Annotated in this window: 23 protein-coding genes; 8 read left to right on the top strand and 15 right to left on the bottom strand. The window is 65.8% G+C overall.

Annotated features, from left to right (window positions below; genetic code table 11):
- Positions 1–82: 82 nt before the first annotated feature.
- Positions 83–586, bottom strand: coding sequence for a pyridoxamine 5'-phosphate oxidase family protein (locus A7D17_RS19810; RefSeq protein WP_193395371.1), 504 nt, complete (start codon positions 584–586; stop codon positions 83–85).
- Between the two features lie 355 nt (positions 587–941).
- Here A7D17_RS19810 and A7D17_RS19805 point away from each other — a divergent pair, with 355 nt between their 5' ends.
- Both A7D17_RS19805 and A7D17_RS19800 read left to right on the top strand, forming a co-directional pair.
- The gene (locus A7D17_RS19805; RefSeq protein WP_064510670.1) at positions 942–2,123 is read left to right on the top strand and encodes a putative acyl-CoA thioester hydrolase; all 1,182 of its coding nucleotides are present in this window, start codon (positions 942–944) and stop codon (positions 2,121–2,123) included.
- A gap of 497 nt (positions 2,124–2,620) precedes the next feature.
- The gene (locus tag A7D17_RS19800; protein ID WP_064510669.1) at positions 2,621–4,291 is read left to right on the top strand and encodes a glycoside hydrolase family 28 protein; all 1,671 of its coding nucleotides are present in this window, start codon (positions 2,621–2,623) and stop codon (positions 4,289–4,291) included.
- Positions 4,292–4,475: 184 nt separating this feature from the next.
- On the opposite strand, the gene A7D17_RS19795 is transcribed toward A7D17_RS19800, so the two are convergent.
- The 6 genes from A7D17_RS19795 to efp form a co-directional block, all read right to left on the bottom strand.
- Entirely contained in the window at positions 4,476–5,165 is a 690-nt protein-coding gene (locus A7D17_RS19795; RefSeq protein ID WP_064510668.1) for an isoprenoid biosynthesis enzyme family protein, read from the bottom strand.
- 28 nt (positions 5,166–5,193) lie between these two features.
- Positions 5,194–5,883 (bottom strand): phosphoglycolate phosphatase, encoded by a 690-nt coding sequence (locus tag A7D17_RS19790; protein ID WP_064510667.1) that lies wholly within the window; start codon positions 5,881–5,883, stop codon positions 5,194–5,196.
- An 88-nt stretch (positions 5,884–5,971) separates the two neighbouring features.
- Positions 5,972–6,691 carry a bifunctional 2-polyprenyl-6-hydroxyphenol methylase/3-demethylubiquinol 3-O-methyltransferase UbiG gene (ubiG, locus tag A7D17_RS19785; protein ID WP_064510666.1) on the bottom strand — a complete coding sequence of 240 codons (720 nt, stop codon included), beginning with the start codon at positions 6,689–6,691 and terminating at the stop codon, positions 5,972–5,974.
- A 29-nt stretch (positions 6,692–6,720) separates the two neighbouring features.
- Positions 6,721–8,058 carry a TRZ/ATZ family hydrolase gene (locus tag A7D17_RS19780; RefSeq protein ID WP_064510759.1) on the bottom strand — a complete coding sequence of 446 codons (1,338 nt, stop codon included), beginning with the start codon at positions 8,056–8,058 and terminating at the stop codon, positions 6,721–6,723.
- 17 nt (positions 8,059–8,075) lie between these two features.
- Positions 8,076–8,918, bottom strand: coding sequence for a PA3715 family protein (locus A7D17_RS19775; protein ID WP_161946561.1), 843 nt, complete (start codon positions 8,916–8,918; stop codon positions 8,076–8,078).
- Between the two features lie 56 nt (positions 8,919–8,974).
- Entirely contained in the window at positions 8,975–9,541 is a 567-nt protein-coding gene (efp, locus tag A7D17_RS19770) for an elongation factor P (protein WP_039407624.1), read from the bottom strand.
- Positions 9,542–9,642: 101 nt separating this feature from the next.
- Here efp and epmB point away from each other — a divergent pair, with 101 nt between their 5' ends.
- Positions 9,643–10,671, top strand: a complete 1,029-nt coding sequence (epmB, locus tag A7D17_RS19765) for an EF-P beta-lysylation protein EpmB (protein ID WP_064510665.1) — start codon at positions 9,643–9,645, stop codon at positions 10,669–10,671.
- 213 nt (positions 10,672–10,884) lie between these two features.
- On the opposite strand, the gene A7D17_RS19760 is transcribed toward epmB, so the two are convergent.
- From A7D17_RS19760 to A7D17_RS19750, 3 genes are read right to left on the bottom strand one after another with little or no spacing between them, the layout of a single operon-like run.
- Positions 10,885–13,002 (bottom strand): putative bifunctional diguanylate cyclase/phosphodiesterase, encoded by a 2,118-nt coding sequence (locus A7D17_RS19760; RefSeq protein ID WP_064510664.1) that lies wholly within the window; start codon positions 13,000–13,002, stop codon positions 10,885–10,887.
- Complete coding sequence (locus A7D17_RS19755) at positions 12,999–13,928, bottom strand: phosphate/phosphite/phosphonate ABC transporter substrate-binding protein (RefSeq protein WP_064510663.1); 930 nt, start codon at positions 13,926–13,928, stop codon at positions 12,999–13,001. Before A7D17_RS19755 ends, A7D17_RS19760 begins: the two co-directional genes overlap by 4 nt.
- A 51-nt stretch (positions 13,929–13,979) precedes the next feature.
- Positions 13,980–14,744, bottom strand: coding sequence for an RNA methyltransferase (locus tag A7D17_RS19750; RefSeq protein WP_064510662.1), 765 nt, complete (start codon positions 14,742–14,744; stop codon positions 13,980–13,982).
- A gap of 116 nt (positions 14,745–14,860) precedes the next feature.
- On the opposite strand from A7D17_RS19750, the gene A7D17_RS19745 reads away from it, so the two are divergent.
- Positions 14,861–15,694, top strand: a complete 834-nt coding sequence (locus A7D17_RS19745; protein WP_005913068.1) for an inositol monophosphatase family protein — start codon at positions 14,861–14,863, stop codon at positions 15,692–15,694.
- Between the two features lie 397 nt (positions 15,695–16,091).
- On the opposite strand, the gene A7D17_RS19740 is transcribed toward A7D17_RS19745, so the two are convergent.
- Positions 16,092–16,703: a superoxide dismutase gene (locus A7D17_RS19740; RefSeq protein ID WP_064510661.1), complete on the bottom strand. Its 612-nt coding sequence runs from the start codon at positions 16,701–16,703 to the stop codon at positions 16,092–16,094.
- 259 nt (positions 16,704–16,962) lie between these two features.
- Between A7D17_RS19740 and A7D17_RS19735 the strand changes: the two genes are divergently transcribed.
- Both A7D17_RS19735 and A7D17_RS19730 read left to right on the top strand, forming a co-directional pair.
- A complete protein-coding gene (locus tag A7D17_RS19735; RefSeq protein ID WP_064510660.1) occupies positions 16,963–17,403 on the top strand; it encodes a ribonuclease in 441 nt (146 codons plus the stop codon).
- Positions 17,400–17,825, top strand: a complete 426-nt coding sequence (locus A7D17_RS19730; RefSeq protein WP_064510659.1) for a barstar family protein — start codon at positions 17,400–17,402, stop codon at positions 17,823–17,825. The genes A7D17_RS19735 and A7D17_RS19730 overlap by 4 nt, the downstream gene beginning before the upstream one ends.
- 495 nt (positions 17,826–18,320) lie before the next feature.
- On the opposite strand, the gene A7D17_RS19725 is transcribed toward A7D17_RS19730, so the two are convergent.
- A complete protein-coding gene (locus A7D17_RS19725; protein ID WP_064510658.1) occupies positions 18,321–20,216 on the bottom strand; it encodes an ATP-binding cassette domain-containing protein in 1,896 nt (631 codons plus the stop codon).
- A gap of 103 nt (positions 20,217–20,319) precedes the next feature.
- Here A7D17_RS19725 and dbpA point away from each other — a divergent pair, with 103 nt between their 5' ends.
- Positions 20,320–21,696: an ATP-dependent RNA helicase DbpA gene (gene dbpA, locus A7D17_RS19720; RefSeq protein ID WP_064510657.1), complete on the top strand. Its 1,377-nt coding sequence runs from the start codon at positions 20,320–20,322 to the stop codon at positions 21,694–21,696.
- A 131-nt stretch (positions 21,697–21,827) separates the two neighbouring features.
- On the opposite strand, the gene A7D17_RS19715 is transcribed toward dbpA, so the two are convergent.
- Both A7D17_RS19715 and A7D17_RS19710 read right to left on the bottom strand, forming a co-directional pair.
- On the bottom strand, positions 21,828–22,388 hold the full coding sequence (locus A7D17_RS19715; protein WP_064510656.1) for an adenine phosphoribosyltransferase: 561 nt from the start codon (positions 22,386–22,388) through the stop codon (positions 21,828–21,830).
- A 94-nt stretch (positions 22,389–22,482) separates the two neighbouring features.
- Positions 22,483–24,039: a protein adenylyltransferase SelO gene (locus tag A7D17_RS19710; RefSeq protein WP_064510655.1), complete on the bottom strand. Its 1,557-nt coding sequence runs from the start codon at positions 24,037–24,039 to the stop codon at positions 22,483–22,485.
- A gap of 268 nt (positions 24,040–24,307) precedes the next feature.
- Here A7D17_RS19710 and A7D17_RS19705 point away from each other — a divergent pair, with 268 nt between their 5' ends.
- Positions 24,308–25,183, top strand: a complete 876-nt coding sequence (locus tag A7D17_RS19705; protein WP_064510654.1) for an alpha/beta hydrolase — start codon at positions 24,308–24,310, stop codon at positions 25,181–25,183.
- A 264-nt stretch (positions 25,184–25,447) separates the two neighbouring features.
- On the opposite strand, the gene A7D17_RS19700 is transcribed toward A7D17_RS19705, so the two are convergent.
- A complete protein-coding gene (locus tag A7D17_RS19700) occupies positions 25,448–26,146 on the bottom strand; it encodes a glutathione S-transferase family protein (RefSeq protein WP_064510653.1) in 699 nt (232 codons plus the stop codon).
- Between the last annotated feature and the right edge of the window lie 29 nt (positions 26,147–26,175).

Below are 26,175 nucleotides of genomic sequence, written 5' to 3'. Positions count from 1 at the left end.
GCCCTCGGCGCGTGCAGATGACAAGTGCAGAGACACCATCGTGCATACGCGGCCGTTCCAGCCGCGTATGCGTGCGTGAACATCAGCGCAGTGGAACGTCCGCCACCTTGTCCTGATAGTCCTTCTTGGGGTCGATACCAAGCAGCACCTTGATACCGGCCAGCAGGCTGGACCCGTTGAGCCAGATTTGCGCATGATCGGGATCCAGGCGCAGCAGCGCCAGCTTGGGATCGTCCTTGCCGCCTTCGTACCAGGCAGCCACATGCGGATTCCAGAGGCGATCGATCACCGCTCGGTCGGTGTTTTCGCGCAACGAACCACTGATGCTGGCGAACAGATCATGTCCCTTGCTGCTGAAAGCGCCGATCACCCGCCGCCCCTGCCCCAGCATCGCAATCAATGCATTGTCCTTGGAGGTGAAAAACCAGATCGGGCCGCCGCTGTCGCCTTCGATCTGCGCGGTCATCGGACGTGCATGACCGTCTTCCACACCATCCAGGCCCAGCATCACGGTGCGATCGGCTTTCAAGGCTTTCCAGAATTTATCCTGCAGCTCTTTTGGATCGGTCATTTGCATTCCTGACATGCGCGTCTTACGCGGGTGATTGAGTCTGGAAGGCCGCGTGCCCACGGCATGTGATGACCAGCGCGTTGCATCGCCGCATCGACGCACGTGGGTACGCATGCGCTGGTATGCACGTTGCGACCTGGTCCTGATTCAAAGCGTGACCACCCAGCAAATCCTGCACATTGCTTCGCCCGGCCCGCCGCCAACAAGCGACCCCGGCAGTACCATCGCCCTGCCCCACAGGTGGCGACGTGTTTCAGCTCCCGTCCAACGACGACTGGCAACACATCCCATCTGACCGGTGGCTCACGCTGTGGCCAGCAACCGCTGGCAACCAACATGCATGCGTCCCTTTCCAAGAGAGCGCCACACCATGTCCGTCTCGCACGTTCGTACGACCTGCATTGCCGCTGCACTGCTGACGCTGGTCAGCGTCGATGCGGTGGCACTCACCGGCACCGCCACGCGGCCGCAGCTCACCAGCAGCGAAGCAAGCACCTATACGATCACCAGGGCGCTGGCCAAGGCCGGCCCGATCAACGCCCTGGTCACCGATAACTGGAATCCCACCGCAGGCGTTGCCCTGCTCAGTGCGGACTATGCCGTGGCAGCGGATGGCTCGACGCGTTACCGCAGCCTGCAGTCGGCCATCGATGCGGCAGTGGCGGCAGGTGGCAGCACCCGTCGCTACATCAGCATCAAGGCGGGCACCTATACCGAACTGGTGTGCGTGCCTGCCAATGCACCGCCATTGACGGTGTTCGGGCTTGGCACGTCCGCTGGCGATACCGTCATCCGTTTCAACAACGCCAACCCCACGCCCAAGCCGGCCGGCACGGCGAGCCATGCCTGTGCCAGCAATGCGTCGGCCACCACCGTAGGCACTTCCAACAGCGCGACGGTAACGGTACGCGCCGCCGACTTCCAGGCACGCCATTTGCGCATCGACAACAACTATGTCGAAGGGACTTACACCGACAACAACCAGTCGGCAGTCGCATTGGCGGTACGCGGCGACAAGGCCAGTTTCGAGGACGTGACGATCACCGGCAACCAGGACACCTTGTTGATCAGCGCGACCAACGCGGCCAACATAAATCGTGCGTATTTCAAGAACAGCACGATCGATGGCGATGTGGACTTCATCTTCGGCTCGGGTATCGGCGTGTTCGACACCGCCACCATCCGCTCCATCGGTGCGCGCCTGGGCAGCAGCCGTGGCGGCTACATCTTTGCGCCCAGCACGCGGCCAGGCACCACTTACGGCTTCCTGGCCATCAACAGCAGTTTTGTTGCCGTCTCCGGCTCACCCGACAACCAGACCTACCTGGGTCGTGCCTGGGATGAAGGCGTCAGCAGCCTGAGCGCGTACGTCAACGGTACATCGCCCAATGGCCAGGTCACCGTACGCGACTCCACCCTGGGCAGTCACATCCGCAAGACCGCACCCTGGAATGCTTCCACGGCAAGCCGGCCGTTCTGCATCAGCAGTTGCAGCAACTCGCCCAACCGCTTCTACGAGTACAGCAACAGCGGAGCCGGCGCCGCCAACTAGCAGTGGCGAACAACACCTAGCAAGCGGTGTCAGGCGGGTGTGGATGGCGCGCTTAAAACCCTGGTGTTCAAGGGGTACACCGATACCGAATAACGGTCATCCCGCCTGGCAACTGCGTAAGGCAAGTGACAGGCAGTCCGCCAGCGTGCCGGTAGGAGCAACGCAGTTTGAGGACCTGGACATAGCGCCTGTTTGCACCCGCGTGATGCAGTGTGCAAACAGGCGTTTTTTCAAGACATCGCCTTTCGCCGGCACGCAAACGGCCCGCCGTGAGACAACCATTTTCTTCGGGCGCGCGGCGCTGGATTCGCTCCACCGCCATCGGCGAACGCGCCAAGGCGCCACGCTGGCGCCTCATCGTGACCGCTCACGCGACACCATCGACACCATATTGCATGTAGCGCGACGACCGGCCAATGGTCACGCCACTGTCATGCATCGGGTTGATCCCGTGTCGAGATCGGGCACCGCCGTTCGTCCCGTTGGAGCACTCCCCCATGCACCCACCATCCACCATCCCCGCCTTGGCTCCACTGTCCCTGGCGCTGTTTGGCCTTGCAAGTTTTCAGGCATCTGCCAAGGGCCCCTCATCACAGGACCTGCCGGAGACCGCACACAGCATCTCGACCCGCTGGGGCGTTGTGCAGCAACCCACGCTGCCCAGACAGGTCTGCGCCACGCTCAAGGCCGCCCTGGTACCGGTCGCTGGCTCGCTCGATGCGCTGGACCAGGATCCCAGCCAATCCAGGCGCGATACGGCGCGCCTGCAGGCGGCCATCGACGATTGCCCCGCCGGCAGTGCGGTGCACCTGGTTCCCGGCGATGCCGGACAATCCGGCGTGTTGAGCGGCCCGCTCACCCTCAAAAGCGGCGTGACGCTGTGGCTCGACCGTAATGTCACCTTGTTCGCGTCACGCAATCCGCAGGACTACGACAACGGCCTGGGCACCTGCGGCACTGCCACCAACGACAAGGCCAAATCGTGTAATCCACTGATCCACGTGACCGGCGCAGCCGGCAGCGGCATCGTCGGCGCAGGCAAGATCGACGGCCGCGGCGGCAGCACACTCACCGCCGGCCCCAACGCCGGCAAAGCCAGTTGGTGGGACCTGGCCTATCTCAATGTCAGCAAGGGCCTCAGCCAGCATGTGCCCCGGCTGCTGCAGATCGACAACAGTACCGACGTCACCTTGTACGACATCACCCTGGAAAACTCGCCGAACTTCCACGTCATCAGCGACAACGTGGTGGGCCTGACCGCCTGGGGCATCAAGATTCTGGCGCCCAGCCTGGTGTATTCGCGCCCGGGCTATCACTGCCCGGCGGGGAGCACGCCCGACGTCAATCCGCATGCCACCTGCTTCACCCCGGAAACTGCCAAGAACACCGATGGATTCGACCCGGGGCAATCGAAGAATGTACTGCTGGCGTACTCGTATATCAGCACCGGCGACGACGGCGTGGCGATCAAGGCGGCCGCCAAGGCCAGCCGTGTCATCGCGTCGGAGAACATGCTCTTTGCGCACAACCAGTTTTATTACACGCACGGATTCTCGCTTGGCAGCGAAACCGACGCAGGCATGCGCCACATTGCGGTGCGTGACTTGAGCATCGACGGCTTCAATGCCAACGACGTCCTGCGCGACCCTTATGCGGCCAATGGCCTACGCATCAAGTCCGACGCCTCACGCGGCGGCCACGTGGACGACATCAGCTTCGAAAACATCTGCATGCGCGGCGTTGCCCGTCCGCTGGTGTTCGATGCCAATTACGCCAACCCGGCCACGCGCACCAAGCTCCCGCAGTTCACCGGCATTTCGCTCAGCAACGTGCACTCGCTGGGGTCGACGACGCTGGGTGGCGGCGAACTGAGTTTCTACGGATACCGCGACGCCAGCACCACCTTGCCGATCACCATCAGCCTGGACAACGTAGTGCTGGAAGGCGGCAAAATCACCTTTGCGCAACCGCATTTCGGTGGGCCGGCCAGCAATCCCGGGGCAACGCACTTTACCTTCAACGGTGGCCCGGTGAGTTTCTACGATCAGCTGACGTCATCGATGCCCAACGATGTGCAGCTGCAGGGCACGCCCGGGCCAGGCGCGCCACTGCAATGCAATGGCGCCTTCATTGCCCTGCATTCGGTGCTGCCGGATTCGCCGATCTAATGGCGTGTTCTGCGTATCGATGACCGCGTCTGCAGGTGATACGTGCTTGCTGTGGCCTGCCGGCCGCAGCAAGCAATCTGCCCCTGGTCTAAAACCTGGCGAACTCTGACCTTGCCCGCGGGCAGCACACGCTTACCCACTTGCACGATCGCCTCAGGCGACGCGCTGGCGGCCCCGCTCGCGCTCAGTCCGCACCGCTGGCGGCGCGCCAGCTATGCCACAACTGCTGGACCGGCGGCGGATAGGCAGGCTTGCCGGCCAGCTCGCGCTGCAGGCGCACGCGCGCCAGCCGCGACCACACCCGATGCGGGCGAGCCAGCGCCGGCTTGCGTGGCCAGGCCCGCAACAACTGCGTGCGCCAGGCCACGGCACTGACGCCGCCAGGTGCTGCGCTATCGCCAGCCACGCGCTGGCGCGCGTCCAGCCACTGCACTGCCACGGCCGTGGCATCGCTAGGCTGCGCACGCGTAAACAGCACCGCTTCGGCGGCCACTACCGCCTCGGCGAAGCCACGCAGTTGCTCCAGCGCCTGCGCAAGCGATGCGGGCTGCACCCGTGCGGCCTGCATCGCCGGCAAGCTATCGGCCAACTGTGCCCACGGCGCACGCACCGGCTCCAGCACGCGTCCCAGCGGATGCCGCGACCGTTGCTCGGACCAATCGCGCAGTTCCTGTTGCCACCACGCCAGCTTGGCATCGGCCGGCAATGGGTCGCCGGCGATGTTCATGATGTCTTCCCACTCCTGCAGCAAGGCGAACCAGGCGGCAGTCACGCGTCGCTGCGGTTCGGGAATGAAGGGTTCGGCGACCGACCATTCCGGCCAGCGGGTTCGCCACTTGTCGAGAAAACTGTCGAGGGCGCTGGATTGGCTCATGGCGGGTCCGGACAAAAACAAAAAAGGATCAGGTCTGCGGCCACGTCGCCGGGTCCCACAGCAACTGCGGCGTATCGACCAGCACATCGGCCTGCCAGCGCGCCGGCTCATCGTCGTGCAGGCGGTAGCCCCACAACACGGCAACCGACGGCATGACAGCCGCGCGTGCGGCGATGATGTCGCGCTCGTCATCGCCCACATAGACGCATTGCGCCGGCGCAACGCCGATGTGCTGCGCGGCGGTCAGCAGCGGCAACGGATGGGGCTTGCGCTCGGCCAGCGTATCGCCGCCGATCAACACGGCGCAGCGCTGCTGCCAACCCAGTTGCGGCAGGATCAGGCGGGCCAGGTATTCGGGCTTGTTGGTGACAATGCCCCAGAGGCAGCCGGCGCTTTCCAGTCGCGCCAGCAGGTCTTCGACGCCATCGAACAGCTGCGATTGCGTGCCGATCAAGGCTTCATAGCGGCTCAGGAATTCCGGCACCAGCACCGCACGCGCCTGCTCATCGAGCTCGGCAAAGGCTATGCCCAGCATCGCGCGCGCGCCCTTGGACACCACTGGCCGCAGCTGCTCCAACGTCACCGGCGCACGCTCGCGCGCCGCCAGCATCGCGTTGACGGTCGCCAGCATGTCCGGCGCACTGTCCAGCAAGGTGCCATCCAGGTCGAACAACACCGCCCGCGGAAATCTCACAGAACCACCGCCATGCCAGCGCAATCAGTCATCAGCGCGGAACCAGGAACTTTGAATCCACCGGCCAACCGCGGTTGCGATTCCCGACTCCCGACTCCCGATTCCCCACCTGTCACGGCCTCACCGCATACGCCAGATAATTGACCTCGGTACGCGAAGACAGCCGCGCGCGATTGCGCCACGGCTCGTACAGCATGCCGCTGACGTCCTCCAGCTGCAGCTCGGCTGCGCGCAACCACGCCGCCAGCTCGGACGGCTTGATGAAGTCCTTGTAGTGATGCGTGCCCTTGGGCAATAGCCGCGCGATGTACTCGGCACCGACCACCGCCAGCGCAAACGCGGCCGGGGTGCGATTGAGCGTGGACAGGAACAGCTTGCCGCCCGGCTTGAGCAGGCTGGCGCAGGCGCGAATGATCGCAGTGGGGTCCGGCACGTGTTCGAGCATCTCCATGCAGGTCACCGCATCGAAACTGCCGGGCTGTTCGGCCGCCAGGTCTTCGACCGACTGCACGCGATAGTCCACTTGTACGCCCGACTCCAGGCTGTGCAAGCGGGCGACTTTCACCAGCTCCGGTGCCAGATCGATCGCGGTCACCTGCGCGCCCAGGCGCGCCATCGACTCGCTGAGCAGGCCGCCACCGCAGCCCACGTCGAGCACGCGCGCGCCGGCCAGCTCCTGGCGCGCGGACACGTACTGCAGGCGCACCGGATTGAGCGCATGCAGCGGCTTCTGCGGGCCGTCGGCGTCCCACCAGCGGTTGGCCAGCGCGGCGAACTTGTCCAGTTCGGTCTGACGGAAGTTGCCGGAGGTGGTGGAGGTATCGGGATTCATAGGGAACTCCGTGAGTCGATGACGCGCGCTCAGGCGCGGACGGTGCGGATACGGTCGCGCCACTGGCGCGCATTGGCGACCAGGGCCGCGGTATCCATGTCGATGAGCTCGCGCTGCACCAGCTTGGGCTTGCCGGCGATCCACACATCGGTGACCTGGTGGCGGCCGGCGGCGTAGATCAGCTGCGACAGCACATGATGCAGCGGTTGGGTTTCCAGTGCAGCCAGGTCCACGCAGACCAGGTCGGCCTGCTTGCCGACCTCGATCGAACCGATCCTGTCGCCGAAGCCCAGGGCACGCGCGCCGCCTAGCGTGGCCGCACGCAAGGTGGTGGCCGCATCCAGCGCGGTCGCATCGTTGGCCACCGCCTTGGCCAGGATGGCGGCGGTGCGGTTTTCGCTGAACATGTCCAGGTCGTTGTTGCTGGCACAGCCGTCGGTGCCGATGGCCAGGTTCACGCCAGCACGCTGCAATGCACAGGCCGGGCAGAACCCGGATGCCAGCTTGAGATTGGATTCCGGGCAATGCACCACGCTTACGCCGCGCTCGGCGCACAGGTGGATTTCCGCATCGGTGAGCTGGGTCATATGCACCGCGATCAGGCGGTCGTTGACCAGGCCCAGGCGATCCAGCCGCGCCAGCGGACGCTGGCCGTATTGCTTGACCGAGTCGGCCACTTCCTGCGCGGTTTCATGCGTGTGCAGATGCACCGGCAGATCCAGCTGGTCGGCCAGCATGCGCACGCGCTCGAAGTTGGCATCGTTGACCGTGTACGGCGCATGCGGCGCGAACGCGGTGCTGATCAGCGGATCATCGCGCCACTGGTCGTGCAACTCGCCGGCGCGGGCGAAATACTCATCGTCCGACGATGCCCAGGCGGTGGGGAAATCGATGATCACCGCGCCCACCAGCGCACGGAAGCCGTGCTGCTTGTACACGGCGGCCTGCACATCGGCGAAGAAGTAGTTCTCGTTGACGCAGGTGGTGCCGCCGCGCAGCATTTCGGCGATGGCCAGCGTGGTGCCGTCGGCGACGAACTCCGGGCCGATCACCGCCGCTTCCACCGGCCAGATGTGCTGCTGCAGCCACACCATCAACGGCAGGTCGTCGGCCACGCCGCGCAGCAGCGTCATCGGGTTGTGCGTATGCGCGTTGACCAGGCCCGGGATCAAGGCCGCGTCCGGGCGCGAGACGGTCTGCTCGGGTGCAAAGCGCGTGCGTGCTTCAGCGGTCGGCAACACGGCAACGATGGCGCCGTTGCTGACCGCCACCGCGTGGTCTTCCAGCACCACCGCATGCGGTTCGATCGGCACGACATAGCCGGCCTCGATCAGCAGGTCGCAGGGTTCGGGCGGGGCATTGGTCATGAGCGGATCCATTGAGGTTAGTTACCGAACGGCCAGGGGTCGTTGGAGCGTGTCACAGGCACATAGCGCATGCCGTCGTAGCGCAGCACCTGGCGTTGGCGGTGCGTGCGTTCGGTGTCGTCCACACCCTTGACGGTGGTGGAGGTCACCAGATTGGCAGTCAGTGCAATGTCGGCGTAGCCGGCGTGGTCTGATGCGTCCATCGCCAGTGTCAGCGTACCGCGTTCGGTCACTACAGCCGTCGCGCCCCAGTTGCACGGCTCGCCTTTCACCCGCCGCCAGACACTCAGATCCCGCTGCAGCACCGGGCGCAGTCGGCGCCCTTCGCGTACCAGTAAGGTCAGCGCGTCGTTGCTGTCGAAATCCGGGCAACTGGCACCGCGCGCAACGCTGTGCACCACGACGCCAACCGCGCGCACGCGCTGAGCCAGGTCATAACGTGCGGTATCCAGGCGCAGACTGTCGGCAGCAAGCTCGAAGCCGGCGTCCTCGCCCATTTGCTGGGCGTACAGCGCCACCACCTCATTCGTGCCGGCATCGAGCATCGCAACGCGTAATTCAAGGTCGCGCTCGCCAGGCTCGGTGGTGGCATCGCCAGAAAACGCAATCGCCGCCAGCCGTATTGATGGGTCGTACGGCCACGCTTTGCAGGTCTGCGCCACCACGCGTTCGACCGGCACTGCGTCCACAGCGCCGCCAACCACCCCGGACGCCGCAACCGCCGCAACCGCCGCCACCTGCTGCGCGTGGCAGGCGGTGGCGGCGGTTTGCGCAAACGCCGGGCACGCCACAAGCGCGCCACTTAGAGCGATCAACAACACGTCGCGAGCTGCCGTTGTGTCAGCTGCTCTTAGCGCCATCAGGACACTGGCACTGCGTAGTGCTCGGCCGGGCCGGCGTCCCAGGCGCATCTGGATTACTTGACGCGCGCCGAGTATTCGCCCGAACGAGTGTCGACCTTGATCACTTCATCCTGGTTGACGAACAGCGGCACACGCACCACCGCGCCGGTCTCCAGGGTGGCCGGCTTGCCGCCGCCGCCGGAGGTATCGCCGCGCACGCCCGGGTCGGTCTCGGTGATCTTCAGCTCGACGAAGTTCGGCGGCTGCACCCAGATCGGCGCGCCATTCCACAGCGTCACGATGCAGTCTTCTTCGCCCTTGAGCCACTTTTCGGCGCCGCCCATGCCGGCCTTGTCGGCCTGCACCTGCTCGAAGGATTCCGGGTCCATGAAGTGCCAGTATTCGCCATCGCTGTACAGGTAGCGCATGTCGGTGTCGACCACGTCGGCCACTTCCACGTCGTCGGTGGCCTTCATGGTCATTTCCACCACGCGGCCGGACTTGATGAAGCGGTACTTCATGCGGGTGAAGGCCTGGCCCTTGCCCGGCTTGACGTATTCGGTCTCGGTGATGACCGCCGGCTCGTTGTTGACCAGGATCTTCATGCCGTTCTTGACGTCGTTCATGCCAACAGTGGCCATGGTGCAGCTCCTCGATAGACCACGACCCGCCACAGTGGGGGCGGGCCGGATTAGAATGGGGCGCCCGCCGCAACCGGCGGGCATTGGTTTTGTGACCGCACATGATAACCGCAGCCCCCCTCGCCTTACAGCCATCTCCCGCCACCGCCCTGCCGCCAACGCGCTGGCAGCAGCAGTGGCGCGACGCCGTGCGCGACCCGCGCGCGTTGCTGGCACTGCTGGGCCTGGATGCCCAGGCCGCCGGCATCAGCGATGCAGCCGCCGCGCAGTTCCCGTTGCGGGTGCCGCATGCCTTCGTGGCGCGGATGCGGCATGGCGACCTCGACGATCCGCTGCTGCGTCAGGTGCTGCCGCTGGATGCGGAAATGCAGCCGGTGCCGGGCTTCGGCCTGGATGCGGTGGGCGATGCTGCCGCCAAGACCGCGGCCGGAGTGATCCAGAAATACCACGGCCGCGCCCTGCTGATCGCCACAGGCAGCTGCGCGGTGCACTGCCGTTACTGCTTCCGCCGCCACTTTCCCTACGCCGAAGAAACCGCCGCGCGCGACGGCTGGCGCGAGGCCGTGGCCGCGATCGCCGCCGATGCGGACATCGACGAAGTGCTGCTGTCCGGCGGCGACCCGCTGTCGCTGGCCACGCTCAAGCTGGTCGAACTCACCGACGCGCTGGCCGCCATTCCGCATCTCAAGCGGCTGCGTATCCACAGCCGCCTGCCGGTGGTGCTGCCGGCGCGCGTGGATGCGCCTTTGCTGGCCTGGCTGCGCAGCCTGCCATGGCCGGTGGCGTTCGTGATCCATGCCAACCACGCCAACGAATTCGATGCCGAGGTGGATACGGCGATGCAGGCGCTGCGTGGTGCTGGCGCGCAGGTGCTCAACCAGGCCGTGCTGTTGCGCGGCGTCAACGACAGCGTGGACGCGCTGACCGCGCTGAGCGAACGCAGTTTCGCCGCCGGCGTGCTGCCCTACTACCTGCACCAGCTCGATCGTGTGGCCGGCGTGGCGCATTTCGAAGTGGACGACGCCCGCGCGCGCGCCCTGCATACGCAACTGGCCACGCGCCTGTCCGGCTACCTGGTGCCGCGACTGGTACGCGAAATTCCCGGCGACACCGGCAAGCGGCCGTTGTAACGCACGTGGACCGCAGGAACGCACCCGGGTGCGACGGGTTTCACCGAGAAACGCCCAATCGCGCCGGCATCCGGCACCGCAGCAACTGCGCGAAGTCTCCGGCGATAACCGCTGCAACCTCCCGACACAACACGCCACGTCGTCGGAGCGCACCCGGGCGCGACGGAGCAACACCGACAACGCCCGGCGCGCCCACGTGCACTCCGACGGTGCTCAGCCCGCAGCGATCAGCTTGACCACATCCACCGGGCTCAACGGGCGGCTGAACCAGTAACCCTGGCCCAGATCGCAGCCGCGCTCGCGTAGCAGATTGAACTGCGCCTCCTGCTCGATGCCCTCGGCCACCACCGTGATGCCCAGCGAATGCGCCATGTTGATGATGGCCGTGGTCAGGGCCAGGTCGTCGGGGTCGCGCTGCAGGTCGGCGATGAAGCTCTTGTCGATCTTGACCCCGTCCACCGGCACCTGGCGCAGATGGCTCAGGCCCGAGAAGCCGGTGCCGAAGTCATCCAGCCACACCTTCACCCCGGTGCGGTGCAGCTGGTCGAGCAGGCTGGCCGCCATCATCTCGTCGCCGATCACCGCCGTTTCGGTCAGTTCCAGGTGCAGGCGCGCGGCCGGCAGCCCGGATTCGGCCAGGCATTCGGCCACGGTGTCGATCAACGCCCCGCTGCGTAGCTGGCGTGGCGAGACGTTGACCGAAATGAACAACCCCTCGCCCACCATCGGCCATTGCGCCGCTTCCAGGCAGGCCGCGCGCAGCACCTTGGGGCCGATCACCTCGATCAGCCCGCTCTGCTCGGCGATGTCGATGAAGGTGGACGGCGCGATCGTGCCCAGCGCCGGATGTTGCCAGCGCAGCAACACTTCCACGCCCACCAGCACACGGTCGCTGGTGCGATAGATTGGCTGGTAGACCAGCCGCAGTTCGTCGCGCTCCCAAGCGCCGCGCAACTCATGTTCCATATGCACGCGACGCTCCACCGCATGATCGGCGGCGCGACTATAGAACCGGTGGCAGTTCTTGCCCGCCACCTTGGCCTGGTACATCGCGATGTCGCCGTTCTTCAGCAGCGCGGTGGCGTCGTTGGCATCGTCGGGGAACAAGGTGATGCCGATCGAGGTTCCCAGGAACACCTCGCGCCCCTGCACGTTCAACGGCCGGCTCAGTTCGTGCACCAGGCGTTCCGCCAGCTGCGCGGCCAGCAGGGCGACATCGCCGCTCTGCAGCAGGATCACGAACTCGTCGCCACCGAAGCGCGCCAGGATCGCGTCTTCCCCACCCAGCGCGGAGACCGCGCGGCTGATGCGGCTGGCGAACTGCAACAAGGCTTCGTCGCCGGCTTCGTGACCGAGGGTGTCGTTGACCCGCTTGAAATCGTCGATATCGGCGAACAGCAATGCCAGCTTGCTGTCGGTGCTGCGCGCGGTGTTGAGCAGGTAGTCCAGCCCTTCGCGGAAGCCCAGCCGGTTGGTCAGTCCGGTCAGCGCGTCGGTGTAGGCCATGTGGCGCACTTCGCGGTCGTGCCGGGCAATGCTCTCGCTCATGCGGCCGAAGGCGGAGATCAGCTCGCCGATCTCGTCATTGCGCGGATGCGGCGGCAGTTGCACCGCATAGTCGCCACGCTCGATCTGCCGCGCCGCCGCCGCCAGCAAGCGCACCGGCGCCACCAGCGTGCGTTGCACGTAGATCGCCAGCAATACCCCCAGCCCGACCAGCGCCGCCAGCAGCACCAGCAACCAGCCCAGGTCGCGCTTGCCGATCGCATTGAGGTTTTCGACCAGGGTCAAATTGGCGCCGGATTCGATCTTGCGCACCCGCTCGCGCGACATGCCCACGCGCACGCCACCGATGCGCTGGTCGCCGATCGTGATCGGCACCGTCACGTCCAGCACCTCGGGCGAGGATTGCAGCAACATCGCCTGCGCCGCCACCGCCTTGGCCGCGAGCGGGTCGTTCATGCGCTGTCCGTAGCGCTGCAGGTTGGGCGTGCCGTCGTGCACCAGCAGGCCGCGCCTGTCGAACACCAGCACGTACGTCACCACTTGCTGGCGCGACGCATTGCGCACCAGCGCCCCCACCGCGCCCAGGTCGGAGTAATACAGCGGGTTGGCCAGACCGGAGGCCAGCTCGGTCGCCAGCGTTTCGCCGCGGGTGCGCAGGCTGCGATCGAACAGCTCGTGCAGGATCTGCGCGCTCAGCCCGCGCACCTCGCGCTGCATCGCGCTCTGGCGTTGCAACAGCGACGCCAGGATCGCGCCGACGAGCAGCAGGGTCAGCGCCATGACCAACAGGAAACGTGCCTGCAACCCGAAGCGCACCTGACTCATTCCATTTCATTCCTGACGTGCTGCAAGCCGGTGCTCAATGCATCCAGATGCTTGCGACTCTCGCTATCCAGCGGGTAAAACGCGGTGGTACCGAAGAAACGCTTGAGCGCCGGGGCGGCCTTCGGGTCGGAGGCGGCCTGCAGCAACACCGCGCGCAGGCGGCGCTCCACTGCCGGGTCCATGCCGGAGCGCACCATCTCCACCGCCCGCGGCACCGGCGCGCTGCGGTACACGATGCGGAAATCGCGCTTGAACGCCGGCGGCAGATGCCGCTCGTCGTCCCAATCGAGATTGCTGAAGGCGCCGGCATCGATCAGGCGCTTGTGCACGAACGCGGCGATGTTCAATTTCGACCCGACCATCAGATAACCGACCGAGCCCAGCACCTGGGTATCGTCCGGCGAGAGCAGCACGTCGCAGGCGATGCCGTTGCGCATCAACTCCAGCATCGGCACCAGGTAACCACTGGTAGACGAGGCATTCTGCAACGCCAGGGTATGCCCGCGCAGCTGCCCGAGCGACTGGATCGGGCTGTCGCGGCGCACGAAGAACACCGTATGGAAGTCGCGCACGCCGCCACGCTCGGTCATCAGCAACGGGTGTGCGCTGTCGCGCTGCTCCAGCAACATGGCTGCACCGGTGGTTTCGCTGACCCAGTCGACCCGGCCGCGACGCAGGTAGCTGGACATCTGTCGCGCGTCCGGCGCCATCAGGATCTCGCCGCGGCGGATGCCCACCTCGCGCATGCGTGGCACCACGTAGTCCAGCAGCGGCTTGAGTTGATCGTAATGCGTTGCTGGATCATCGCTGATCCGCCCTAGCACCAATACCGAGGAAGGCGCTGCCGCAGCCGTCACGGCCAAGCCTGCCCCGGCGATCAGCCAGCAGGCAATCAGACACCATCGTAGACCGCGCAAAACGGACACTCCCCTAGAGCCGCGGACAGCCTAGCCGAATCTTTGAAGATGTGACAGACGTCAGTTTCCGGCCCGCTTGGCCAGCATGGCCATGCGCTGCGCATCGGACAGGATGCCGCGGATCAGGCGCACCTCCTGCTCGGTCATCTCGGCGCGCAGCAGCAGCCGGCGCAGCTTGCGCATCGCCGACTCCGGCGCTCGGCCCTTGTGGAAGTCGATCTCGTCCAGGGTGTCGCCCAACTGGCCGAACATGCCTTCCAGCTGCGCGTGACTGGCCGGCCCGTCACGCAGGCCGGTGGCCGCCGCGGGCGCCGGCTCGGCCTCGCCCGCGGCCAGCTGCGCCAGTCGCACTTCGTATGTCAGCACCTGCACCGCCGCCGCCAGGTTGAGCGAGCTGAACTGCGGGTCGGAGGGGATATGCACTGCCGCATGGCAGAGCTGCAATTCGTCGTTGGTCAGGCCGGTGCGCTCGCGGCCGAACACGAACGCCACCTCGGCCGGCTCACCGGCCTTGGCCAGGGCACGCTGCGCGCCCTGGTCCGGCAGCAACTCCTCCAGGGCTACCCGGCGCGCGCGCGCCGTGCAGCCGATCACCAGGGTGCAATCGGCCACCGCTTCGCCCAGGGTGTCGAAAACCGGCGCATCGCCGAGCACATCTTCAGCGCCGGCCGAGCGCCGGTAGGCGTCCTCGTCGAGCGCACGTTCCGGCGCCACCAGCACCAGCCGCGAGATGCCCATCGTCTTCATCGCACGCGCGGCGGCGCCGATGTTGCCTGGATGCTGGGTACCGACAAGGACGAAACGGATGCGCTGGGTGACAGACATGAACGGAGATTGGGGAGCGATTCGGTCGTAGATGGTAAACTGCGCGGCCGGCTTTGGCGCCGGACCGCTCTTTTACCTTCGTCATTGTCCATTCTGCCTTCACGGGAGCTTTAACCATGCAGAAACCCGCCGTCACCGTCATGGTCAAAGCCGCCCGCCTCGCCGGCAATGTGCTGTTGCGCGGTATCAACAAGCTCGATGCGCTCAATGTGGTGCAGAAAGGCCGCATGGACTACGCCAGCGAAGTCGATGCCGATGCCGAGAAGGTCATCATCAAGGAGCTCAAGCGCGGCTACCCCGAGTACGCCGTGTTCGGCGAAGAAGGCGGCGTGCAAGGTGGCAAGAGTGGGCGCTATACCTGGGTCATCGATCCGCTCGACGGCACCAGCAACTATCTGCGTGGCTTTCCGCATTACTGCGTGTCGATCGCGCTGGTGGAAAACGGCGAACCCACCGACGCGGTGATCTTCGACCCGCTGCGCAACGAGCTGTTCACCGCCAGCCGCGGTGCCGGCGCGGTGCTCAACGACCGCCGCATCCGCATTGCCGAGCGCAAGGACCTGGAAGGCGCGATGGTCCACACCGGCTTCCCGCCGCGCGAACGCGCACGCGCCAGCGCCCAGCTCAAGTGCGTGGACGCGCTGCTGGTGCAGGCCGAAGACGTGCGCCGTACCGGCTCGGCGGCTCTGGACCTGGCCTACGTGGCCTGCGGCCGTGCCGATGCCTACTTCGAAGCCGGCGTCAAGGCCTGGGACATTGCGGCCGGCGTGCTGCTGGTGCGCGAAGCCGGTGGCCGCGTCTGCGACTACAAGGGCGCCACCCCGCCGCGCATGGACAACATGGGCCCGGAAACCCAGCAGATCGTGGCCGGCAACATCAAGATCAGCGATGCGCTGCAGAAGGTCATCGTCAATACCGGCTACGCCCGCGAGTTCGACGCCAAGTTCTGATTTCCGCCGCCGACGGCAACGTCCGCGGCGCGTGTCGCTGCGACAGCAATACGCATACAAAAGGCCGGGATCGCTCCCGGCCTTTTGCGTTGGCCAAACCTGCGGCGACGCACTTGCAAGGGCATGCTTGCGCGACCAGGCATCATCGGCCAAGCCCTGCGCGTGCAGGTGCGCGACGACGAATCATGGATATTCGCCATGCCAGCACTGGCGCGGCGCCCAACCCTGGTTTCGACTGAGCCTGCGGCCACACTCTCCACAGGCGCGTGCTGGCGCACGATGGAAGGCCTCCGGGAAATCTGCTACGCAGCGCGCGCCTGGACGGAAAACTGGCCGCCATCAAGCAGAAGGCCGGGATCTCTCCCGGCCTTCCGACGTCACAGCGTCAGCACACGACTCACGCGATGGCAGCGTGGTAGCGGCGCTCGACTTCGTCCCAGTTGACTGCGTTATAGAACGCGCCGATATATTCCGGACGGCGGTTCTGGTACTTCAGGTAGTACGCGTGTTCCCACACGTCCAGACCCAGGATCGGGGCATTGCCTTCGAACAGCGGGCTGTCCTGATTGGCGGTGCTTTCCACCACCAGCTTCTTGTCAGGAGTCACGCTCAGCCACGCCCAGCCGGAGCCGAAGCGGCTGACGGCAGCCTTGGTGAACGCTTCCTTGAACTTCTCGAAACCGCCCAGGTCCTTGTCGATCGCCTTGGCGACCTCACCCTTGGGCTCGCCGCCGCCGTTGGGCGCCAGCACGGTCCAGAACAGCGAATGGTTGGCGTGGCCACCACCGTTGTTGCGCACCGGGCCCTGCAGGTTCTCCGGCAGGCTCTTCAGCTTGGAGACCAGTTCGTCGATCGGCAGGTCCGCGTACTCGGTCCCTTCCAGCGCCGCGTTGACGTTGTTGATATAGGTCTGGTGATGCTTGGTGTGATGGATTTCCATCGTCTGCGCATCGATGTTCGGTTCCAGCGCGTCGTAAGCGTAAGGCAACTGCGGGAGGGTGTAAGCCATGAGGGTCTCCTGGACTTGCCGCCCGGCGAAGACCGGGCGTTGCGGGGTAGATGGTAAGGACGGCAGCGGCGCTTACCAAGGGTGCAGGCAGGGAAACTTCATCCCATCGCGTGCCGCGCCGTCTTGGCTGCACACCTTGCACCATGCCCCGGTTACTTGCGCGTGAACCGGACCAGCGCGGCGATGCATTCAAAGTCGACACAGTCGCGCACCGGCATACTTGTTCTGCCGCACATATCGTCGCCTCCGGATTGTCTTCATGCGCAAGCCCGCTTTGCTGATCGTCGCCATCGTGCTGCTCGTGGCCGGGCTGTGGGGCATGCGTGCGCTACAGACGCCCAAGCCGCAGTTCGCGCCTTCACTCAATGCGCCGATCGCCGCGCCGGTGGCCGCACGGCAGGTGCCGCGCCTGCCCGCGTTTCTGCCGATCGAAGCCATGGCCACCATCGTGCTGATCCAGCGCGGCGGTCCATACCCGTATCCACAGGACGGCAGCGTGTTCGGCAATCGCGAACATCGCCTGCCCGACCGCCCGCGCGGCTATTACCGCGAATACACGGTGGACACGCCGGGCAGCGCAGACCGCGGCGCGCGCCGTATCGTCACCGGCGGCACACCTCCGCAGACCTGGTACTACAGCGACGACCACTACCAGACCTTCAAATCCTTCCAGGGCCCGACCCCGGAGCAGGCGCCATGAGCGCGGGCGATTTTGCACTGGATCTTTCCGACCCGCAGCAATCGGGTGTGTATCAAGCCGAGACCGACGACCTGGACACCATGGCAGCGCTCGCCCGCGACGCGGGCCTACGTATCATGCGTGTGGATCTGGCCAGCTGCAGCGACAAACACATGTTGCTGATGCGCCTGGCCACCCAACTGGACTTCCCGGCCAGCTTCGGTCGCAACTGGGACGCGCTCTCCGATGCCTTGCGCGACCTGGCCTGGCTGCCCGCATCACAGGGCTATGCGCTGTTGATCAACGGCGCAGACGCACTCGCGCGCACTGCACCGAACGATCGCAACACCTTGCTGGATATTCTCGATGAAGCGTCCTCTGCCTGGGCCGCGCGCGGCATCCCATTTGCAGCATTTGTGGCGCCTGCGAGTGCTTGCGACTGAGAGCGGCTAACAAACCCTCTCCAACGCTGCAGCGATGGCGGTAACGTCTTGGCCACGCGCGCCTTTTGACGAGCGACACTTAGATGCGATCAAAAGCGTGGTGAGTCGAGTGCGCGGCGCCCTCACCGCTCGCGGGACACGCCGTGAATCCGTCCGTGGAGGCTCGGTGGCCGCATCCATGCCGCCACACGGTCCCGCAATCGGTGAGGACACCGCACCAGAAAGATTACTGGCCGCTTTGTTGAAAACAATGCACACCGACCATCTCTACTGGCCCTTGCCCGCCTAACGTCGCGGGACCTCATGCGGCATGGATGCCGCGTAAGAGCCTACACGGACGGACTTGCGGCGTGCCCTGCGATGGTAGGCGGGCAAGGACCCTGCAACCAAGCCGCAGATCAGCCGCTCTACAAGTCATCTATCAGCTCGCGATGCTTGCTTGCCGCGCCTAAAAACCAAAAGAGACCGGCACGCAGGCGCACGCCAGTTGAGCTATCAACTATCCAGCTCGCTCCAGCGCGCGAACGCCGCATCCAGCTGCGCCTGTGCATCGCCCAGCGCGGCGGTATGCGCGGCCATCGCCGCACTGTCGCGCTGATAGAAGGCCGGGTCGTTCATCGCATTGGTGAGCGCTGCGACCTGTTGCTCCAGGCTGTCGATCAACGCCGGCAACTGCTCCAGCTCGCGCGCATCCTTGTAGCTGAGCTTGCGCTTGGGCGCAGCATCTGCAGCTGCCGCAGCAGGCGCCGCTGGCGTGGTCGCAGCCGCGGTGGCCGAGGCCTTGGCCACTGCCATCGCGCTGGTCGCCGGGCTGCGCCGCTGGCGCAGCGAATCGCTGTAGCCGCCGACGTAATCGCCGATCAGGCCATCGCCTTCCATCACCAGCGTGGAGGTCACCACGTTGTCGAGGAAGTCGCGGTCATGGCTGACCAGCAGCAGCGTGCCACTGTATTCGCCGAGCAATTCTTCCAGCAGCTCCAGGGTTTCCACGTCCAGATCGTTGGTCGGTTCGTCCATCACCAGCAGGTTGGACGGCTGCGCGAACAGCCTTGCCAACAGCAGGCGATTGCGCTCGCCACCGGACAGCCGGGTGATCGGCGCGCGTGCACGCTCGGGAGTGAACAAAAAGTCCTGCAGATACGCATGCACATGTTTGCGCTTGCCGTTGATCTCCAGGAAATCACGGCCCTCGGCCACGTTTTCGATGGCGCTCCAGTCTTCGCGCAGGGTCGAGCGGTACTGATCGAAGTAGGCAATTTGCAGATTGGTGCCGATGCGGATTTCGCCTTCTTGCGCCTGCAGATCGCCCAGCAGCAACTTGAGCAAGGTGGTCTTGCCGCTGCCGTTCGGGCCGATCAGGCCGATGCGGTCGCCGCGCTGGATGATGGTGGAAAAATCCTTGACCATCGTGCGCGCACCGAACGCGAAGCCGACCTCCTTGGCCTCGATCACCTTCTTGCCGGACGACTCGCCCTGCGAGACTTCCATGCGCACATTGCCGGTGAGCTCGCGTCGCTGCACGCGCTCGTTGCGCATCGATTCCAGGCGCCGCACGCGGCCTTCGTCGCGGGTACGCCGCGCCTTGATGCCCTGACGGATCCAGACTTCTTCCTGCGCCAGCAACTTGTCGAAGCGCGCATTCTCCTGCGCCTGCGCATTGAGTCGCTCTTCGCGGCGGCGCTCGTAATTGGCCCAGTCGCCCGGCCAGCTGGTGACCTGACCACGATCGATCTCGACGATGCGCGTTGCCAGCGCACGCAAAAAGCGCCGGTCATGGGTGACGAACAGCACGCTGCCGTTCCAGCCCTTCAGGAAGGTCTCGAGCCAGTCGATGGCTTCGATGTCCAGATGGTTGGTCGGCTCGTCCAGCAGCAGCACATCCGGCGAGGACACCAGCGAACGCGCCAGCAGCACGCGGCGCTTCATGCCGCCGGACAGCCGCGCGAACTGCGCATCGCCATCCAGTTCCAGCTTGGTCAGCGTCTCGCTGACGCGCTGGTCCAGCGCCCAGCCCTCGGCCGCGTCGATCTTGGCCTGCACCTTGCCGAACGCCTCGGCGTCGAACACCTCGGCATGGCTGAGCTGGTGGAACTCGGCCAGCCAGTGGCCCAACTCGCCCAGCCCATCGGCCACCACATCGAACACGCTGCCGCCGGTGCCCTGCGGCACCTCCTGCTCCAGCCGTGCAATGCGCACACCCTGCTGCACGCGCACTTCGCCGTCGTCGGGCCTGAGCTCGCCGGCGATCAGTTTCATCAAGGTCGATTTGCCGGCGCCGTTGCGACCGATCAGGGCGATACGCTCGCCCGGCTCGATCGTGAGGTCGGTTTTTTCCAGCAACAGGGGGCCGCCGACGCTGTAGTCGACGCTTTGCAGAGTGATTAAAGGCATGGCGCAATTGTACGGGAATCGGGAATGGTGAATCGGGAATGGAAAAAAGCCCTCGCCGTTGCGATTCCCGATTCCCCACTCCCGATTCCCGCTAAAATGCGCCATGAACGAATTCTCCGCGCTGCCGCTGTCGCCGGCCCTGGCCCCCGGCATCGACGCCCTTGGCTACACCGTCCTTACTCCCATCCAGGCGCAGAGTCTGCCGCCAATCCTGCAGGGGCTGGACGTCATCGCCCAGGCGCCGACCGGTAGCGGCAAGACCGCCGCGTTCGGGCTGGGCCTGCTGCAGAAGCTCGACCCCGCGCTGACCCGCGCGCAGGCGCTGGTGCTATGCCCCACGCGCGAACTGGCCGACCAGGTCGGCAAGCAACTGCGCAAGCTGGCCACCGGCATCCCCAACATGAAGCTGGTAGTGCTGACCGGCGGCATGCCGCTGGGACCGCAACTGGCCTCGCTGGAAGCGCACGACCCGCAGGTGGTGGTGGGCACGCCCGGCCGCATCCAGGAACTGGCCCGCAAGCGCGCCCTGCATCTGGGCGGCGTGCGCACGCTGGTGCTGGACGAGGCCGACCGCATGCTCGACATGGGCTTCGAAGAACCCATCCGCGAGATCGCCAGCCGCTGCGACAAGCACCGCCAGAGCCTGCTGTTCTCGGCCACCTTCCCGGACATCATCCGCACCCTGGCGCGCGAGATCCTCAAGGACCCGGTCGAAATCACCGTCGAAGGCGCCGACAACGCGCCGGAAATCGACCAACAGTTCTTCGAGGTCGACCCGACCTACCGGCAGAAGGCCGTGGCCGGCCTGCTGCTGCGCTTCAATCCCGAATCCAGCGTGGTGTTCTGCAATACCCGCAAGGAAGTCGACGAGGTGGCCGGCTCGCTGCAGGAGTTCGGCTTCTCCGCGCTCGCCCTGCACGGCGACATGGAGCAGCGCGACCGCGATGAAGTGCTGGTGCGGTTCGTCAACCGCAGCTGCAACGTGCTGGTGGCCAGCGACGTGGCCGCCCGCGGGCTGGACGTGGAAGATCTGTCGGCGGTGGTCAACTACGAGCTGCCCACCGATACCGAAACCTACCGCCACCGTATCGGCCGCACCGCGCGCGCCGGCAAGCATGGCCTGGCGCTGAGCCTGGTGGCACCGCGCGAAGCGGCGCGGGCGCAGGCATTGGAGGCAGAACAGGGCCAGCCGCTGAAGTGGTCGCGCGCGCCGTTGGCCACCGCCCGCCCGGCGCAGCTGCCGCAGGCGGCGATGACCACCTTGCGCATCGACGGCGGCAAGACCGACAAACTGCGTGCCGGCGACATCCTGGGCGCATTGACCGGCGAAGCCGGACTCTCTGGCGCGGCGATCGGCAAGATCGCGATCTACCCCACCCGCTCCTATGTCGCCATCGCGCGCGCGCAGGTCGCCAAGGCCCTGGCGCACCTGCACGCAGGCAAGATCAAGGGCCGCCGGTTTCGGGTCAGCAAGCTGTAATCAACGCGCGGCAGCGACCCTGCCGACCAACCGATCGGGCGGCGGCGATAGCGCCCGCCGCACGCTCCACAGGGATGCGCACGCTTGCGCATCCTGTTTTCAAAAAAAACCTGATCGGCAAGCTGCCTGGATCAATAGCTCAACGTAGCCAGCAACGGCACGTCATTGGCCCACTTCTCACGGCCCTGCAGCGCCAATAGTTCGACCAGCACCGCCGCGCCGACCACTTCCAGCTCCAGCTGTGCGGCCAGGCTCAGCGCAGCACGCAACGTGCCGCCGGTGGCCAGCACGTCGTCGACGATCAGCACGCGTGCGCCGCGCGGCAGCGCGTCTTCGTGCATTTCGATGCGGTCGGTGCCGTATTCCAGCGCGTACTCCTGGACCAGCGTACGCCCGGGCAGCTTGCCCGGCTTGCGGACCGGCACAAAGCCGGTGCGCAGTTCGCGCGCCAGCGCGGCACCAAGAATGAAGCCGCGCGCCTCGATCCCCAGCACCGCATCCAGCGGCGTGGTGCGCCAGGGCTGCGCCAGCTCGTCCAGCGCCGAGGCGAAGTCCGGACCGTCCGACAACAGCGGGGTGATGTCCTTGAAGACGATACCCGGCTTGGGAAAGTCGGCGATGTCGCGGATCCGGCCTGCCCAGTGATTGGGGCCGGAAGGGTGAGTGCCGGCGCAGCGGCTGCAATCAGTCATGGTGGTAGTGGCGTCATGGCCAGTGGGGACGCCCCTATTCTAGTTGGTGCACGCCGTTGACGCCGCCTTTACGGCATACCTGAATCTAAGCGCGTCAGGAACTGCACGACAGCATCGAACACCCGGCGCGATCGCGTGCCCACTCCGGGCGCCGTGCAGCGAATGCCTCGCGGCCTGGCTGATCGTCATAGGGCCGGCGCATGACCTCCAGCAGCTCCTGCACACCCGCCGGATCGCCCTGCTCGGCCCGGTCGATGGCCTGCTGCGCTAGATAATTGCGCAGGACGTAGCGCGGATTGGCCTGGCGCATGCGCGCCCGCCGCTGCTCCGGGCCCAGCGGATCCTGGCGCAGCCGCGCGGCGTAACGCTGCAGCCATTCCTGCAACGGCCCCAGCGCCGCCTGGCGTTGGTCGTGGTCGTAGAACGCGTCGCGCAGCAGTTCGGGATCGGGATGCTCGGCGGACACATCAATCAGGCCGCGGAAGGTCAGCGTCATGTCCATCTGGCCCTGCCGCATCAGCGCACGCAACGCATCGATCAGCGCCAGATCCTCGTCGCGGCACTCGGCCAGCCCGAGTTTGGCAGCGGTATCGCGGCGGTCGCAGGCCAGATAGGTGTCGCGGAACCGGTCCAACCCCTGCTGCAGCGCTGCGGCATCGGCAAACAGCGGCGCCAGTGCCTGCGCCAGCCGCCCCAGATTCCAGTACGCCACCTGCGACTGGGTGCCGAAGCGATACCGACGCCCCTGCGCGTCGGTGGTATTGGGCGTCCAGTCCGGGTCGTAGTCGTCGATCCAGCCGTAAGGGCCGTAATCGATGGTCAGGCCCAGGATCGACATGTTGTCGGTATTCATCACGCCATGCACAAAACCAACCCGCATCCAGTGCGCCACCATCGCTGCGGTGCGCTCGCAGATCTGCGCGAACCAATCGGCGTACAGCGTCTCGCCGGCCCCGGCCAGGACAGGAAAATCGCGCGCAATGGTGAACTCCACCCATTGCCGCAACAGCGCCAGATCCCCACGCGCACTCGGCAACTCGAAGTTGCCGAAGCGAATGAACGAGGGCGCCACCCGACACACGATCGCACCCGGCTCGCGTTGCGGGCGGCCGTCGTAAAACATGTCGCGCACCACGGCATCGCCGGTGGCGACCAGGCTCAATGCACGTGTGGTCGGCACACCCAGGTGATGCATCGCCTCGCTGCACAGGAATTCGCGGATCGACGAGCGCAACACCGCGCGACCATCGGCGCCACGCGAATACGGCGTGGGGCCGGCGCCCTTGAGCTGCAGCTCGTAGCGCCCGCCATCGACACCGATTGCTTCGCCCAGCGAAATCGCCCGGCCGTCGCCCAGTTGCCCGGCCCAGTGCCCGAACTGATGGCCGCCATAGTTGACCGCCCAGGGCTGCATGCCGGGGTACAGCGCATTACCGCCGAACACCTCGGCAAACTGCGCACTGCCGATCTCGGCCGCATCCAGCCCCAGCGCCTGCGCCATTTCCGACGAATGCGCGATCACCCGCGGAGCCGCAACCGGCGTCGGCAGGACCGACGACCAGGCTGCGGCCACCTCGCGGCGGCGCGGCCCTTGCTCCGGATCGCCGGGCAAGTCCCGGCGCATACGATTATCGAACTGCAACTGTGTCATGCGGGAAGCCTAGGCCACTCCGGGTGAATGCGACACTGCCCGCGCGGAATGGGGAGCTGCGCTGCTTCGCATTGCGAGAAGCAGCGAGCTCGTCCTGCACATGTCGGCGACAACCGATCGTCGCTAATGGGCGACTTCGCTGCAGTGGCTCACCAGACAACGGGGCCGCCACCGAATCGCATGGCCTTGCGGCCGCCGCGCCGATGCACCCCGCCCCATCCACCAACTCACCGATCTTCCCTCCGCCGTTTTCCTGACGACATCGCCCATGCCCTCTCGCGCCTTCCGTTGGTTTCGCCCCGCCATCCTGCTGCTTGGCTCGTTGGCCCTGACGGCCTGCAGCAGCGTGTTCTTCGGCGGCATCAACGCCGCCTCCAGCCGCGACGGCATCATCGAGCACCCGAACCAGGTCTTCGACACCACACATGGCCTGGCGCTGGATGTCTACCAACCGCAGGGCGCGGTCAATGCACCGGTGGTGGTGTTCTTCTACGGCGGCACCTGGAAGCGCGGCTCGCGCGCCAACTACCGTTGGGTGGGGCGCGCCCTGGCCCGCCAGGGCGTGGTGGCGATGGTCGCCGATTACCGCAAATACCCGCAGGTCGGCCTGCAGGGCTTCATGACCGATGCCGCCGGCGCAACCGCCTGGGGCTATCGGCATGCACAGGCGTATGGCGGCGATCCCACGCGGCTGGCCGTGATGGGCCACTCGGCCGGGGCGCACATGGCCGCGTTATTGGGCACCGATGCGCGCTGGTTGCATGCGCAGGATCTCAAACCAGGGCAGTTGTGCGGAGTCGTCGGATTGGCCGGGCCGTACGACTTCCTGCCGATGACCGATCCGGAGCTGATCGAGATCTTTGGCGATGCCCCGGCCGCGCAACGGCAATCGCAGCCGGTGGAATATGTCGGCGGCGATGAACCGCCGATGCTGTTGTTGCATGGTGACGCCGACCGCGTGGTCGAGCTGGAAAACAGCAGCTCGCTGCAGAAAGCGCTGCAGCGCAAGGGCGGCCTTGCCGAGATGAAGGTCTACCCGGGCATGGGCCATATGGGCATCGTGCTGGCACTGCGCAAACCGCCGCAACGCTCGGCAGTGCTGCGCGACACCCTGGAGTTCCTGCGCACCTGCAAGGCGCCGTGACGCGCGTGGCGAGCGCACCCACGCCTGTCGCAAGTGGCGCACCTTATCAATGAGTGATCCCTGATCAACACCCAGGTCCGAATCGGCAGTACCGCACGACCCTGGAAGCTCCGCACGCCTGCAAGGCGCCATGACGCCTGTGGCGAGCGTATCGACGCCCGTCGCAAGTAGCGCTCCTTCTCAAGGATTGGCCACTGATCAACGCCCAGACGGCGCTTACTCGTTGGCCGTCTGCGGTGCTATCCGGCGAGCACCAGCCCTGCGTCAATCGGCCGACTTGCTGCCCATCAGCTCGTACGGGCCGCCCTTCTTCAATGCAGCCTGATAGGCCGGCCGCGCCTGGATCCGTTCCAGAAAGGCACGCAGCTTCGGGTGCGGCTCCAGTCCACCACCACGTGCGGCTGCGGCCTGCACCGGGAAACTCATCTGGATGTCGGCGGCGGTAAAGCGCTCGCCAGCGAACCACTGGTGGGCCTGCAGCGATTGCTCCATCCAGCCCAGATGCAACTTGACCTGTGGGCCGACAAAACCCGACATCGCCTTGTCCACGATCGCACGCGCAACGGGTTTGGCGAAAAACGGCATCGGCGCGCTGCGAATACGGCCGAAGATCAACGTCATCAGCAACGGCGGCATCGCCGAACCTTCTGCGTAATGCATCCAGTAGCGGAATTGCTGCCGTTCGGGCGAATCGATCGGTCGCGCAGGGGGCGACAACGCGCATTCGGTGTCGTAGCGCTCGGTCAGATAGTCGAGGATGGCGCCCGACTCGGCGACGGTCAGCCCGCCATCCACGATCACCGGTGATTTCCCAAGCGGATGGATCGCACGCAGCGCCGCCGGTGCCAGCATGGTCTTGGGGTCGCGCTCGTGGCGCACGATCTGGTAAGGCAGCGCCAGCTCTTCAAGCAGCCACAGGACGCGCTGCGAACGGGAGTTATTGAGATGGTGAACAGTGATCATGGCAGCGGCCGCACACGGAAAGCGCCATC

It is taken from the genome of Xanthomonas floridensis, from assembly GCF_001642575.1.
In the GTDB taxonomy this organism is placed as follows: Bacteria; Pseudomonadota; Gammaproteobacteria; order Xanthomonadales; family Xanthomonadaceae; genus Xanthomonas; species Xanthomonas floridensis.
The sequence above is the reverse complement of the archived record's forward strand: the minus strand, read 5'-3'. Positions and strand labels throughout refer to the sequence as shown.